The 13,413-nt window shown below is 64.2% G+C and carries 11 protein-coding genes; 8 read left to right on the forward strand and 3 right to left on the reverse strand.

Features of this window, described 5'->3' with window-relative positions; genetic code table 11:
• Positions 1–93: 93 nt before the first annotated feature.
• Positions 94–1,890 (forward strand): hypothetical protein, encoded by a 1,797-nt coding sequence (locus tag AAN986_RS10690; RefSeq protein WP_156180086.1) that lies wholly within the window; start codon positions 94–96, stop codon positions 1,888–1,890.
• Positions 1,891–2,024: 134 nt separating this feature from the next.
• Here the strand turns inward: AAN986_RS10690 and AAN986_RS10695 are convergent, their stop codons facing one another.
• Complete coding sequence (locus AAN986_RS10695) at positions 2,025–2,240, reverse strand: hypothetical protein (RefSeq protein WP_047219703.1); 216 nt, start codon at positions 2,238–2,240, stop codon at positions 2,025–2,027.
• Positions 2,241–2,818: 578 nt separating this feature from the next.
• Here AAN986_RS10695 and AAN986_RS10700 point away from each other — a divergent pair.
• Complete coding sequence (locus AAN986_RS10700; RefSeq protein WP_046986577.1) at positions 2,819–4,456, forward strand: sensor domain-containing diguanylate cyclase; 1,638 nt, start codon at positions 2,819–2,821, stop codon at positions 4,454–4,456.
• A 22-nt stretch (positions 4,457–4,478) separates the two neighbouring features.
• On the opposite strand, the gene AAN986_RS10705 is transcribed toward AAN986_RS10700, so the two are convergent.
• Positions 4,479–4,967, reverse strand: coding sequence for a MarR family transcriptional regulator (locus AAN986_RS10705; RefSeq protein ID WP_012206289.1), 489 nt, complete (start codon positions 4,965–4,967; stop codon positions 4,479–4,481).
• The gene (locus AAN986_RS10710; RefSeq protein ID WP_349335648.1) at positions 4,964–5,869 is read right to left on the reverse strand and encodes an alpha/beta hydrolase; all 906 of its coding nucleotides are present in this window, start codon (positions 5,867–5,869) and stop codon (positions 4,964–4,966) included. Before AAN986_RS10710 ends, AAN986_RS10705 begins: the two co-directional genes overlap by 4 nt.
• Positions 5,870–6,066: 197 nt before the next feature.
• Between AAN986_RS10710 and AAN986_RS10715 the strand changes: the two genes are divergently transcribed.
• From AAN986_RS10715 to tssI, 6 genes are all read left to right on the forward strand, one after another.
• Positions 6,067–7,242 carry an ABC transporter substrate-binding protein gene (locus AAN986_RS10715; protein ID WP_349335649.1) on the forward strand — a complete coding sequence of 392 codons (1,176 nt, stop codon included), beginning with the start codon at positions 6,067–6,069 and terminating at the stop codon, positions 7,240–7,242.
• Between the two features lie 110 nt (positions 7,243–7,352).
• Positions 7,353–8,273: a branched-chain amino acid ABC transporter permease gene (locus AAN986_RS10720; protein ID WP_047326908.1), complete on the forward strand. Its 921-nt coding sequence runs from the start codon at positions 7,353–7,355 to the stop codon at positions 8,271–8,273.
• Between the two features lie 2 nt (positions 8,274–8,275).
• A complete protein-coding gene (locus AAN986_RS10725; protein ID WP_017405999.1) occupies positions 8,276–9,238 on the forward strand; it encodes a branched-chain amino acid ABC transporter permease in 963 nt (320 codons plus the stop codon).
• Entirely contained in the window at positions 9,235–10,029 is a 795-nt protein-coding gene (locus AAN986_RS10730; RefSeq protein WP_074924016.1) for an ABC transporter ATP-binding protein, read from the forward strand. Before AAN986_RS10725 ends, AAN986_RS10730 begins: the two co-directional genes overlap by 4 nt.
• Positions 10,029–10,742, forward strand: coding sequence for an ABC transporter ATP-binding protein (locus AAN986_RS10735; protein WP_151019496.1), 714 nt, complete (start codon positions 10,029–10,031; stop codon positions 10,740–10,742). Before AAN986_RS10730 ends, AAN986_RS10735 begins: the two co-directional genes overlap by 1 nt.
• A 235-nt stretch (positions 10,743–10,977) precedes the next feature.
• Positions 10,978–13,326 (forward strand): type VI secretion system tip protein TssI/VgrG, encoded by a 2,349-nt coding sequence (gene tssI / locus AAN986_RS10740; RefSeq protein ID WP_349335650.1) that lies wholly within the window; start codon positions 10,978–10,980, stop codon positions 13,324–13,326.
• The last annotated feature ends 87 nt before the right edge of the window (positions 13,327–13,413 follow it).

Consider the following 13,413-nt stretch of genomic DNA (forward strand, 5'->3'; position numbering starts at 1 on the left):
TCTGCTGATGAACTCATCGTTATCGCAGACGGGAATTCCCGAGTTGACTGCTCGCATGCTAGACCGGACGATCTGAGCGCAAAGGGAGCCCACATGAAACGTCTTTTGGTAATGGCATTTCTGGCAACAGTACTGATCAGTAGTGAGGCCGACGCGGCGACTGTATTTGGTTTCGTTAAGGAATCCAGCAAGTCCGGCACGCCGAAGGCTTACCTCGCGAATAGTCCGGTTGACATGGGCTACGTGACTATCAAGGCCACAGTCGAGGGGGGTAGCGACGCGGGGTGCATTTCACCTGGGCTTTCAAATCTCTGGCGGAAAGTATTTTCGCAAGAAACAGAGGTTTTTCTGGCGGCGCAGGTTTGGGGCTTTAAGGGTGTGGAAAGTGGTAAGTGGATTCCTATAGCTTCATATAAATGGGACAATAAAGGTCAGTTCTGCAACTCGGTTTTTCAGCCCGCCGTTGTTTTGGTGCCTTTGACACCTATTTCTCCATCCACGGACATTGCTGGTCCAGGTAAGTCAGGCCAGCCTTACCTTCGAATCGCGCTTCGATTTCAATCAAAGCGCAACGAAAAAATTTCATCTGCATTTAATACAGTGCTGCAAGTTGCTTCAACTTATGCAACCGGAGGCACTGCTGGCACATTGACCCAGTTGCTTGGATTTGCTGGAGATCCAGCTATCAAGATTATCAGCAACCAGTTTCAGGAGATTTACTCTGCCTCCAGCGATCAAGATCATCTGCTTCAATTGTCTTGGGATGATTTGAGATCTGGTTCCCTCGAGTACCCTCTTCAATTGTTGTCTATTGATAAGGGTGCGAATGAAACAGTTCAAAATGCTCTTGAGCGAATGGCCAGAAATCCAAGCGCGGCGACCTCCCTGGCTCGGCTGCGGATATTGCTAAATACACGTCGATCGATATTTTTTGCGGACGATCTGATTGCATCCGCTGCACCAGGTTACTCTGTTTCACATGATGACGCTGCTGTTTCTCGCTATGCTGTGCTGAATTTTCCGGAGGGTATTTCTGCAGGTGTATCTGGGGCCGTTTCTTCGGTGCAGCAGTTGCTAAGCTCAGAAGCACCTGAGCTGACAAAAGAGCTGGCAACCGAGCGATATCCTGCTGCATGTCAAAAGCTGATGAGGAAATTGAATTCCGCAGGTTTCAATAGACACGATTCCGCCTTGATCGTTTCGGCAGTACTCGATGAGGCGAGAACTGACTGGCGCACGGACGCCGGGTTCATCGGTACATGCATTCCAGACAATCAATTGTTCAGCACCATTGAGGTCTTGCGCCCTCCCGTCGTTCCGCCACTTAGGGCGCCGGTCGATGCTGAAGTGCCGACCAATCTGGATTCATTCGTGACGGTTCGGCATCAGAATTTTTTAGTAGGCCTCCGCGATGCCTTGGTCAGTTTCGGTGTCAGCAAAAAGCAGGGCCTTGGGGAGGCATTCAAAGGATTGCCAACCGATGCGACATGGACGGCGGACACCGCCCAGTTGCCGGTTGACATGAAGGTCTCGGAGGCAGCTGTGAGCGGGGACCTGCCAAGCCAGTTGCAGCAACTGACTGTCGTCAAGGCCGGGTGTTTCGTGAGCTATATGACGCCCAATGGCGACCCGCACTTGGGGATGGCGGTCGTTGTCAACGATCCTCAAGGCGCAGCTAGGCCATACTTACTAACCATGAAAATGGACCCGGCTAAGATGATGGGTCCGTTGCCAGCCTCGGGCATCAAGTCTGTTTGGCTGCTGGACTTGCAGCAAGCCCCGCCGCAGGCTAACGCTTTCGCCAAATCTGTCTATGCGCAGTCCGGAATTTGCTACATACCCGAGCCTCGCAACGGTGCTGCCATCATCAAAAAGCTGGCGGGTGTTTAGACAGGGATTGACGGATTCGCTTTTTTTGGGCGTGGCAGAGGGCAGGAGTTTTGAGGCAGGCTTTTGTTGTAACCGACGGCTGCATCTTTTGATTGACCGCAACTGGTCGAATGCAATCTTTTCTGGAGCCCTCCTCACCTCCCAGGCTCCCTCATAACCTCCCTGGCCTGCACCGCCTCAATAGCCCCCTGCAGCGCCTGCCTCTGCGAAATCAGGAAACTCAACAAGGCCTCCGTCCCCACTGTGGTCTGCATGGCAGAAATCCCGCAGCCCAAGTCCACAAGCAGCGATATCTGCTGCATGCAGTCCTGAACCACTTGCAATTCTTCTTCAGCAATCGGGTAGTACATGCGGTACTCCCTTCAGCGATAGGGTGACGGAAATGGCTTGCAGCGCTGAAGCTGCAAAAGAGAAGAGGGTGGATGCGCGGCAGCAAATGCGCCGTGTGTGATGGTGGTGTCAGCCATGGCAGCTCCTGTGTGACAAGTAGAGCCTGCCGCCCCTCCGCCAAGAGAGGTGGCAGGACTGTGCAGGTTGGCGGACCGGACACAGGACCGGCACCCCCTTTCGGAGGTCCCGCACAGCCCCGCCAAAACGGGAGTGTGTCCAGCGCAGCCCTGGAGAAAGCGTAAAAAGTCGCCGCCTCATTTAGAGGTGGCGACTGCTGCGTCTGTGTCCGGGCCGCCAAGCCCGTGTCCGCTGAGGGACGGCGAAATGGTACCGCAAATACGTTGCCTACCCAGCCGGCAGCACCCCCCAATCCCAACCCTGCCGGCCGATTTTTCCGAAGCCGGGGACAATACCGGGTTCGCGGGTTTTTCCGGCTCGACCTGGGTCGAGGACGGGAATCGCTTGCGGAAGGAAGCTGCACTGGCGTTGAACCCGGACGCAGAAAACCCCAAGATCGGACGGCGGCGAGACCGCCGAGATGGCGCAGGTGCATGTGACGAAGAGGGATTGGTGGACAAGGGCCTGCCGCAGCCGCAGCGGTCGGCCCGTCAAACGCGATACCCGCCTGGTGGGCTGGCTGCTGGCCGTGGTGTTCGTGTCGGTGTCGGCGGCCACGGTGTGGCAGTTGGTGGCTGCACGCCAGCGCACGCTGGCCGAGGTGGATACCGTCAACCGCAATCTGGCGCAGACGCTGAATACCTATTCCGAAGGCGTGATCACCCAAAGCTCCATGCTGCTGCTGGGCATTGCCGAAAGGCTGGAGCTGGATGGCGCCGGTGCCGCGCACCTGGAGCGCGTGCTGCATCTGGTCAACCGCCAGGAGCAGCTGCTGAACCAGCTCAACGAGCTGCTGGTCGTGGACGCGCAGGGGCGCTGGCTGATGTCGTCCAAGGGGACGTTTCCCCCAGGAACGCAAAGCGCGGACCGCGACTTCTTCACGCACCACCGCGACGACCCGTCGTCAGGCATCTACATCGGGCCGCCGATCCGCAGCCGCTCCACAAGCGAATGGGTGATCACCATCAGCCGGCGCTATACCGACAGCGAGGGCCAGTTTGCCGGCGTGGTCGTGGTGACGCTGGGTGTGGAAAATTTCCTGCGGCTGTTCGGCAAGATCGACATCGGCGAGCAGGGCGCCATTTCACTGAGCACGCCGGGCGGGCAACTGCTGGTGCGCCACCCCTTCCGTGAGCAGGACCTGGGCCGGGACTTCTCGCAGTCGCCCAATTTCCTGCGCCACTATGCGGGGGCGATGTCGGGCACGGCGTCGTTCCGCTCGGGCCTGGATGGCACGGAAAGAATCTATGCCTTCCTGCGCAGCGAGCGCTATCCGCTGGTGACCACGGTGGCCCTGGGCCGCGACGAGGCGCTCAGTTCCTGGCAGCGCCAGGCGCAACTGACGCTGGCCGTGGTGCTGGGGCTGTTTCTGGCGATTGCGCTGATCGGCTGGCGGCTGACGGCGGCGATGCGGCTGCGCTCGCGTGCCGAATGCTCCCTGGTCAGCGCGCGCGAGGAATTGCTGCAGGCCAACCGCCGGCTGGAGGTGCTGGCCGCCCAGGACCAGCTCACGGGCCTGGCCAACCGGCGCCGCTTCGACGAGGTGCTGGAGCGCGAGGCACGGCGCGCCGTGCGCGAGGGCACGCCGCTGTCGCTGCTGCTGATCGATCTGGACCATTTCAAGGGCTACAACGACGCCTACGGCCATGTGGCGGGCGATGCCTGCCTGCAGACAGTGTGTCGCGCCCTGGCCCAGGCCGTGCAGCGGCCCGGCGACATGGCGGCGCGCTACGGCGGGGAGGAGCTGGCCGTGGTGCTTCCCAATACGGACCATGCCGGCGGGCTGCAGGTGGCCGAGCGGCTGCGTGCGCGCATCGAGGGCCTGGGCCTGGAGCACCGCAGCAGCCGCTTCGGCCATGTGACGGCCAGCATCGGCGTGGCGACAGCGCAGTGCGGTGAGGCTGGCGCGACTCAAGGCGCTACACAAAGCGCTACACAAAGCGCTACACAAGGCACTACCCACGGCTCCACCCAAGGTGCCGCCGTGGCGCTGGTGGAAGCGGCCGACCGTGCGCTGTACCGCGCCAAGGCCGCAGGGCGCAACTGCGTGCAGGGCTGAATGGGGGTGGGTCTGCGTGCGCTCAGTCCGTGGGCGAGCGGTGGGCCACCACCTGCTGCTTGAGGTCGCCCAGCGCCTGGTACAGGTCGTTGCGGCTGGCCTGCGGCATGTCGCCGAACATGCCCATGACCCAGGACTCATGCGCCTTGGCCATGCGCGCAAAGGTCTTGCGGCCCAGCGGGGTGAGGTGCAGCACGGAGCTGCGCCGGTCGGACTCCACCTTGGTGCGCACCACCAGGCCCTCCTTCTCCAACTGGTCGGTGATGCCGGTGATGTTGCCGTTGGTCACCATCATGTGGCGCGACAGCTCGCCCATCTTCATACCCTCGGGCGCGCGCTGCAGCTGGGCCATGAGGTCGAAGCGGGGCAGGGTGGTGTCGAATTCGCTGCGCAGGCGGTTGCGGATCTCGCCTTCGATGAGGTTGCAGCAGGTGAGCATGCGCAGCCACAGGCGCAGCGCATGGTGGTCGTCGGGCGCGGCGCGCGACTCCAGGTCGGGAGCGTGGGTCATGGCTGGTTCTGCGGTGTGGGGGCGCTCAAGCCCATCTGCGCGAGGATGGCGCGCGTCAGCGGGCTGGCCGGGTCGTTCAGGGTGAGCACGATGTCGAAATGGTTGGTGCCGGGCATGGCCACGTACTGGCCTGACGATGGACCGGGGCCACAGCGCTGGTTCCAGGCGGCCAGGTAGTCGTCGCTCTGGCGCTTGAATTCATCGGTCTCGCTCTCGCCGTAGCTCACGATGAGCGGGCAGGCCGCGCCGTGCGGCAGGAGGGCGGGGCTGTTGCGAATGGCGTCCTGCTCGCTCAGGCGCATCCATTCGTTGATGTGGGTGTGCACCAGCGGGCGCAGGTCGAACAGGCCCGACAGCGATGCGGCGCCGCGCACCACGTCCTCGGGCACGCCGTAGTCCGCATGCCAGCCGCCGGCCAGCAGCATGCCCGCCAGGTGGCCGCCGGCCGAGCTGCCGCAGACATGGATGCGGCCCGGGTCGCCGCCGTAGCGGGCGATGTGCGCATGCACCCAGGCCAGGGCGCGGCGTGTCTGGTCCACGATGCGGTCCAGCGTGACGGCGGGCGCCAGCGAATAGTTCAGGGCCACCACCACGGCGCCGGCGCGCGTGAAGGTGGGCGCCATGCTGCTGGAGTCGTCCTTGGACAGCAGCCGCCAGTACCCGCCATGGATGAAGAAGAGAACAGGGGCGCCTGCCGCCCCGGTTGCTGCCGGGAAAATGTCCAGCAGCTCGTCGGCATGCTCGCCATAGGCCACGTTCAGCGCGCAGGGCAGGCTCTGGCGCGCAGCCCGGCTGTCGTCGGCATAGGCCTTGATGATGGGGGTGATGTCGGGTACCGTCGCGCGGGCGTTGTACTGGACATCGAGTCCGGCGCGGTCGTAGTGACGGTAGAGTGCGGGCATTGGAACGGAGATGGCGCGAAATGGTTTGTATGGCAGGTATTGGTACAAGTCCCAGACTTGTTCTGCAAAATACTTTAAACCTAAACTAAGACCCGCGCCAACCGTTCCAGCCCTTACAGAGTTTCCCGTCCAGCGTGACGGAAGACTGCCTCACCACCGATTGCCATCCGCGCGGCCCGCGCAAGGAGCACAGCAGCATGCGTTTCCTCACCCCCTTCCTGGCCGCAGCGGCCCTGGCCCCTGCCTTTGTTCCCGCGCTCGCGCAGGCGGACACCATCAAGGTCGGTATCGCCAACGATATTTCCGGGCCGTTTGCCGCGCTGGGCGCCGAGGCGCGTGACGGCTTCAACCTCGCCATCAAGCAGCTGGGCGGCAAGCTGGGCGGCCAGCCGGCCGAGTTCCTGCAGACCGACATGGGCGGCAACCCCGACCAGGCGCGCCAGCTGGTCACGCGCTACATACAGCGCGACAAGGTGGATTTCTTCACCGGCCCCATCGGCTCCAACGTGGCCCTGGCCGTGGGCCCGGCGCTGTTCGGCGCCAAGGTGCCCTACCTGTCCAACAATCCCGGCCCCAGCCAGTTCGCGGGCGCGCAGTGCAATGCGTTCTGGTTCGGCACGTCCTACCAGAACGATGCCTTCCACGAGGCAGCCGGCAAGCTGGCCGCCGACCGTGGCTTCAAGAAGATGTTCATCATGGCGCCCGACTATCCGGCCGGCAAGGATGCGCTGGTCGGCTTCAAGCGCGGCTACAAGACCGCGCCCGGCGAAGAGGTCTACACCAAGCTGGGCCAGATCGACTATGCGGCCGAACTGGCCCAGATCCGCGCGGCCAAGCCCGATGCGGTCTACATCTTCCTGCCGGGCGGCATGGGCATCAACTTCGTCAAGCAGTTCGTGTCCACGGGGCTGTCGCAAGGCGTCAAGCTGATCGGCCCGGGCTTCTCGGCCGACGAGGACGTGATCCAGGCCGTGGGCGAGCCCATGCTGGGCATGGTCAACACCGCGCAATGGGCGCATGACCTGGACGTGCCGCAGAACAAGGCCTTCGTCGAGGCCTTCCGCAAGGAGTACAAGGGCCGCAACCCCTCGGTCTACGCGGCCCAGGCGTATGACGTGATCATGGCCATGGATGCGGCGGTCAAGCAGGCCGGCGGCAAGGCCTCGGACCGCCAGGCCATCGTCAAGGCGCTGGAGAAGGCCGACTACGCCTCGGTGCGCGGCCCCTTCACGTACGGCAAGAACCACTACCCCATCCAGGCCTACTACCAGCGCGTGATCGAGAAGGATGGCAGCGGCCGCATCACCAACAAGCTGGTGGGCAAGGTGTTCGACAAGTACCAGGACGTCTACGTCAACGACTGCAAGATGTGACCCCGCCGCCGCGCCCCCGTCGGGCGCGGCGTGCCTTGATCTTGATTTTCAAAGCTGGATGATTTGTTGACCGCGCGCGGGCCGATGCGCCCGCGGCAGGGGGCGTGTGGATGACGTGGACGCTGCTCTTGGAGCAATTGCTCAATGGCCTGCAGTTCGGGCTGATGCTGTTTCTGATCGCGGCCGGGCTGACCCTGGTGTTCGGCATCATGGACATCATGAACCTGGCCCATGGCTCGCTGTACATGGCGGGCGCCTATGTGGCGGCAGAGACCCTGCAGCGCACGGGCTCGTTCACGGCGGCGGTGCTGGTGGCGGCCGTGGCCACGGGCGTGGCGGGTGTGGTGCTGGAGCTGGTGCTGATACGGCGCCTTGCCGTGCGCGACCACCTGGCCCAGGTGCTGGGCAGCTATGCGGTCATCCTCATCGCCAATGACCTGGTCAAGATGGTCTGGGGCCCGGCGCCCGTGATGCTGAACATGCCGGCTGCGCTGTCCGGGCCCGTGCAGCTGCTGCCCGATCTCATGTACCCGGCCTACCGGCTGATGATCATCGTCTTCGGCCTGGCCGCCGCGTTGGGCCTGTACTGGTTCGTGACGCGCACGCGCGCCGGCGTGCTGGTGCGGGCAGGCGCCTCCAACCGCCAGATGGCCACGCTGATGGGCGTGCGCGTGCCGCTGCTGTTCCTGGGCGTGTTCACGCTGGGCGCCATGCTGGCGGCGGTGGCGGGCGCGCTGCTGGGGCCCATCACCTCGGTGCAGGTGGGCATGGGCGAGGACATCCTGATCCTGGTGCTGGTGTGCATCGTCATCGGCGGCATAGGTTCCATACGCGGCGCCCTGGTGGGGGCCTTGCTGGTGGGCATGGTGGATACGGCGGGGCGGGCCTTCCTGCCCATGCTGCTGCGCCAGGTGTTCTCCCCGGCCGTGGCGTCCAGCGTGGGGCCCACGCTGGCGGCGATTTCCATCTACGTGCTGATGGCGGTGGTGCTGGTGTACCGTCCTTCCGGCCTTTTCCCTGCGCGAGGCTGAGCATGGAACACAGCACATTGCAAGGCAGGTTCCAGGCCCGGTTCTTCTGGACCGTACTCGCGCTGCTGGCGCTGGCGGTGTTCCCGCTGGTGGCTCCGGCGCTGGGGCTGGACTTCTACATCTCCTTCGTGCGCCGGGTGCTGATCTACGCGCTGGCCGCCACCAGCCTGAACCTCATCCTGGGCTATGGCGGCATGGTGGCGCTGGGGCATGCGGCCTTCTTCGGTGCGGGGGCCTATGCGGTGGGCATCCTGGCCATGAACGGCGTGACCTCGGCCCTGGTCGCCTGGCCTGCCGCCGCGCTGCTGGCGGGGCTGCTGGCCGCCGCCACGGGCGCCGTGTCGCTGCGCACGCGCGGCGTGTACTTCATCATGATCACGCTGGCCTTTGCGCAGATGCTGTTCTATATCTTCATCTCGCTGCGCCAGTACGGCGGCGAGGACGGGCTGAACCTGCCCGGCCATTCCGTGCTGCCCGGGCTGGACCTGGGCCACGACGTTTCTTTCTACTACGTGGTGCTGGCGCTGTTCGCGGTGCTGATGGCCTTGTTTGGCCGGCTGGTGGATTCGCGCTTCGGCAAGGCGCTGCAGGGCGTGCGCGAGAACGAGTCGCGCATGGAGTCGCTGGGCTACCCGGTCTACCGCCTGAAGCTCGTGGCCTTCGTTTTCAGCGGCGCGGTGGCTGGGCTGGCGGGCGCGCTGCTGGCCAACCACAACCTGTTCATCTCGCCCAGCCTCATGCACTGGACCCAGTCGGCCAACCTGCTGATCATGGTGCTGGTCGGTGGCGTGGGCCTGCGCTGGGGCGGCGTGGCCGGCGCCGTCGTCATGCTGACGCTGGAGGAAGTGCTTCGCATGTGGACCGAGTACTGGCACCTGCCGCTGGGCCTGCTGCTGCTGTGCGTGGTGTTCGGCGCGCCACGCGGCCTGACGGGCCTGTGGTCCGCACGCGGGAGGCAGGCATGAGCGGCGCGGCCACACCTATCTCCATCCCCACCCCGGCCCTGGAGGCCAAGGGCCTGGTGCGCCGCTTTGGCGCGCTGCTGGCCACCGACCATGTCTCGCTGTCGCTGGCGCCTGGCGAGATCCATGCGCTGATCGGCCCCAATGGCGCGGGCAAGTCCACGCTCATCCATCTGCTGTCGGGCACGCTGGCGGCCGACGCCGGCACCCTGGCACTGGCCGGGCGCGACGTGAGCGCGCTCAACGCCCACCAGCGCGTGGCGGCGGGGCTGTCGCGGTCGTTCCAGATCACCAACATCTTCAAGCAGTCCAGCGTGCTGGACAACCTGGCGCTGGCCGTGCAGGCGCATGCGGGCAGCAGTTTCCGCTTCTGGCGCCCGCGCGCGGCCGAGACCGAGCTCTACGAGCAGGCCCGCGAGCTGGCGCGCGAATGCGCCATCGACGCCAGCCTGCTGCAGCGCCCCGCAGGCACGCTGCCGCATGGCGAGCAGCGCAAGCTGGAGTTCGCGCTGGCCCTGGCCGCGCGGCCCGGCGTGCTGCTGCTGGACGAACCCATGGCCGGCATGGGGCCTGATGAAACACTGCGCCTGACCGAGCTGATCGAATCCCTGCGCGGCCGCGCCGCCATGCTGCTGGTGGAGCACGACATGCAGGCCGTGTTCCGCCTGGCCGACCGCATCTCCGTGCTGGTCTACGGCCGCATCATCGCCACCGGCACGCCCGACGAGATACGTGGCAACGCCGATGTGCGCCAGGCCTACCTGGGAGACGAAGAAGTGAAGGAGGGCGCGTGATGCTCGAAATGCAGGCCGTGCAAAGCGGCTACGGACCCAGCCAGGTGCTGTTCGGCGTGGACCTGCGCATCGAGGCAGGCCAGGTCGTCACCCTGCTGGGCCGCAACGGCATGGGCAAGACCACGCTGCTTCGCACGCTGCTGGGCCAGCTGCCGCTGCGCGCTGGCCGCATGGTGTTTGCCGGGCAGGACATCGCCGGCTGGGCCACCGACCGCATCGCCCGCGCCGGCGTGGCCATCGTGCCCGAAGGCCGCCAGTGCTTTCCCAACCTCACGGTGCGCGAGCACCTGACGGCCTTTGTGGCCCATCGCAATTCGGGCAGCCCCGGCGCGGCAGAGCCCTGGTCGCCCGAGCGCGTGTTCGCCCTGTTCCCCCGCCTGGGCGAGCGCGCCTCCAACATGGGCAACCAACTGTCGGGCGGTGAACAGCAAATGCTGGCCATAGGCCGCGCCCTGGTCACCAACCCGCGCCTGCTCATCCTGGACGAAGCCACCGAGGGCCTGGCCCCCCGCATCCGCGAAGAGATCTGGTCCTGCCTGGCCCAACTGCGCGCCGCTGGCCAGACCATCCTGGTCATCGACAAATACGTGGAGCGCCTGCTGGGCCTGGCCGACCGCCACCTCATTCTGGAGCGCGGCAAGGTCGTATGGAGCGGAGACTCGGCTGCGCTGGATGGGGACAGAGCGCTGTGGGAACGGTATTTGGGAGTGTGAGCACGCGCAATGCATTCGCAGTTCAAGGCGAAATTCAAGGCGCGATGGAGGGTTGAATGGCATTGAAGATCAATGGGTGGCATGCCATTCAAATACATGCCTGTATCCAAGATGGGAAATTGCTTACATTTACAGGATGTATCTGACCCTGCATTTGATTGCCCTATGGCCATCGGCTTGTCTATGATCCCCGCTCACCAAGAGACGGGAGGCCGCCCCCAGGGCGGTTCATACAATGACACGCCGAGTCACCATCCACACGCCATTGGGCGATGAACTGCATTTCCGTGAATTGCGCGGCCAGGAAAACATCAGCCAGCTCTTCAGCCTCGATGTGGAAATGCTCAGCGAAAACGAAAGCATCGATCCCAAGGCCCTATTGGGCAAAAACGCCACCATAGAAATTGAAACCCAGGGCGGCGGCAGGCGCTTCATCGACGGCATCGTCACCCGCTTCGGCATGCAGGGCCAGGACCACCGCCACTACGCCTACAAGGCGCGCCTGAGCCCCTGGCTGTGGCTGGCCACGCGCAAGAGCGACTTTCGCATCTTCCAGAACCAGACCGTGCCCGACATCATCGAGCAGGTATTGGGCGTCTATGGCCATCCCCTGCAAAAGAAACTCACGCGTGCGTATCGCAGCTGGGACTACTGCGTTCAATACAACGAAAGCGATTGCGAATTTGTCTCGCGATTGATGGAGCACGAAGGCATTTACTACTTCTTCGAGCATGCCTCGGGCCAGCACACCCTGGTGCTGTGCGACGACATCATTGCCTCGCATGGCGCATTGCCCGGCGGCGAATCCATTCCCTTCTATCCCCCGGAAAAAGCCGCCGCAGGCGACCAGGAAAACATCCACGCCTGGCAGTTGGAGCAGGAAATCAAGCCGGGCCGCCATTACATCGACGACTACGACTTCAAAAAGCCCCGGGCCGAACTGTCCCACATGCGCCGCGATCCACCGGGCCATGCGCACGACGGCCATGAAACCTACGAATGGCCGGGCGGCTACACGGAGTACGGCGATGGAGATGCCTACATCCGCGTGCGACTGAAGCAAGGCCTCACGGGCCACAGCCGGGTGCGGGGCCAGTCCTGCCACCGGGCGCTGGCCACGGGCTACACCTTCAGCCTCTACAACTACCCGCGTGGTGACCAGAACCGGCAGTACCTGATCACGGGCCTGAGCTACCACCTCAAGGAGAACCCCCGCGTCAGCGCTGTGGCCCCGGGCGCCAAGGGCAGCGCCGCCGAAGACGGCTCCTTCCAGCGCTACGAACTGCAGGCCCAGCCCACTAGCCTGGCCTTCACGCCGCCGCGCACCACGCCCAAGCCGCGCACCACGGGCCCTCAGACCGCCGTCGTCGTGGGTCCGGCCGGAGAGGAAATCTGGACCGACGAATACGGCCGCATCAAGGTGCAGTTCCACTGGGACCGGCTGGGCAGCAAGGACCAGAACTCCAGCTGCTGGATCCGCGTGGCCACCAACTGGGCAGGACCAGGCTTTGGCGCCATCTCCATCCCGCGCATAGGGCACGAGGTGGTGGTGGACTTCCTCAACGGCGACCCGGACTATCCCATCGTCACGGGCTGCGTCTACAACGCGGCCAACATGCCGCCCTGGGCGCTGCCGGCCAACGCCACGCAATCGGGCATCAAGACCCGGTCGAGCAAGGGCGGTGCCGCAGGCGCGGGCATGAAGAACGGCCCGGGCGACGCCAACGCCATCCGCTTCGAGGACAAGGCCGGGCAAGAACAGCTGTGGCTGCATGCGCAAAAGGACCAGCTCACCGAGGTCGAGAACGACGAGGACAAATGGGTGGGCAACGACCGGCGCAAGACCATCGACCGGGACGAGACCAGCGTCATCCACCGCGACCGCACCGAGACCGTGGACCGCGACGAGACCATCACCGTGCACAACAACCGCACGGAGCGGGTGGACCACGACGAGAAGATCAGCATCGGCGACAACCGCAATGAAGACGTTGGCATCGACGAGAACATCTCCATCGGCAAGAACCGCAGCAAGACCATCGGCAAGACCGAGACCGACAAGATAGGCCAGAACTGGCACGTCACGGTCGGCCTGCTCAAGACCCAGACCATAGGCATGGCCTACATGCAGAACGTGGGTGGGATGAAGATGATGAACATCGGCGTCAACTACATGGAAAACATCGGCGTGGCCATGCAGACCCATGTGGGCATGAACCAGAGCCTCACCGTGGGGCAGGAGCGCCAGGTCAAGGTCGGCAGCAAGCAAAGCACCGAAGTGGGCTCGAAGTATTCGCTGACCGTGGGAGGCGGAGGTGGCGGCGGCGCGGGAGGTGGCGCCGGTGGCGGCATGGCCATGAACATCACGGCGCCCGGTGGCGGTGGTGGCAGCGGCGGTGGGGGCGCAGGCGGAGGTGGCAAGGCCTCGCAGCTCACCATGGATGGACAAAGCATCCAGCTCAATGCCGCCAAGATCCGGCTCGAAGCCCAGCAGGAAATCCTGCTGACCTGCGGCAAAAGCACCATCCGCATCACGCCCGGCGACATCCAGATCCTCTCGCCCATGGACCGGCTCAACTGCTGAGGCCCGCATGTCCTGCAGCCCCTGCATTCCCCGCATCTTCCGCATCTTCCGCATCCGCCGTCCCGTTCTCTCTCACCTCTCCAGGAG

This window comes from Delftia sp. DS1230 (genome assembly GCF_040112715.1).
GTDB classification, from domain to species: domain Bacteria; phylum Pseudomonadota; class Gammaproteobacteria; order Burkholderiales; family Burkholderiaceae_C; genus Comamonas; species Comamonas tsuruhatensis.

Coding starts and splice junctions, on each gene's coding strand:
- AAN986_RS10705 (WP_012206289.1), bottom strand. CDS start 4,967: ATGACCCACGCTCCCGACCTGGAGTCGCGCGCCGCGCCCGACGACCAC.
- AAN986_RS10730 (WP_074924016.1), top strand. CDS start 9,235: ATGAGCGGCGCGGCCACACCTATCTCCATCCCCACCCCGGCCCTGGAG.
- AAN986_RS10725 (WP_017405999.1), top strand. CDS start 8,276: ATGGAACACAGCACATTGCAAGGCAGGTTCCAGGCCCGGTTCTTCTGG.
- AAN986_RS10715 (WP_349335649.1), top strand. CDS start 6,067: ATGCGTTTCCTCACCCCCTTCCTGGCCGCAGCGGCCCTGGCCCCTGCC.
- AAN986_RS10700 (WP_046986577.1), top strand. CDS start 2,819: ATGGCGCAGGTGCATGTGACGAAGAGGGATTGGTGGACAAGGGCCTGC.
- AAN986_RS10720 (WP_047326908.1), top strand. CDS start 7,353: ATGACGTGGACGCTGCTCTTGGAGCAATTGCTCAATGGCCTGCAGTTC.
- AAN986_RS10695 (WP_047219703.1), bottom strand. CDS start 2,240: ATGTACTACCCGATTGCTGAAGAAGAATTGCAAGTGGTTCAGGACTGC.
- AAN986_RS10735 (WP_151019496.1), top strand. CDS start 10,029: ATGCTCGAAATGCAGGCCGTGCAAAGCGGCTACGGACCCAGCCAGGTG.
- tssI (WP_349335650.1), top strand. CDS start 10,978: ATGACACGCCGAGTCACCATCCACACGCCATTGGGCGATGAACTGCAT.
- AAN986_RS10710 (WP_349335648.1), bottom strand. CDS start 5,869: ATGCCCGCACTCTACCGTCACTACGACCGCGCCGGACTCGATGTCCAG.
- AAN986_RS10690 (WP_156180086.1), top strand. CDS start 94: ATGAAACGTCTTTTGGTAATGGCATTTCTGGCAACAGTACTGATCAGT.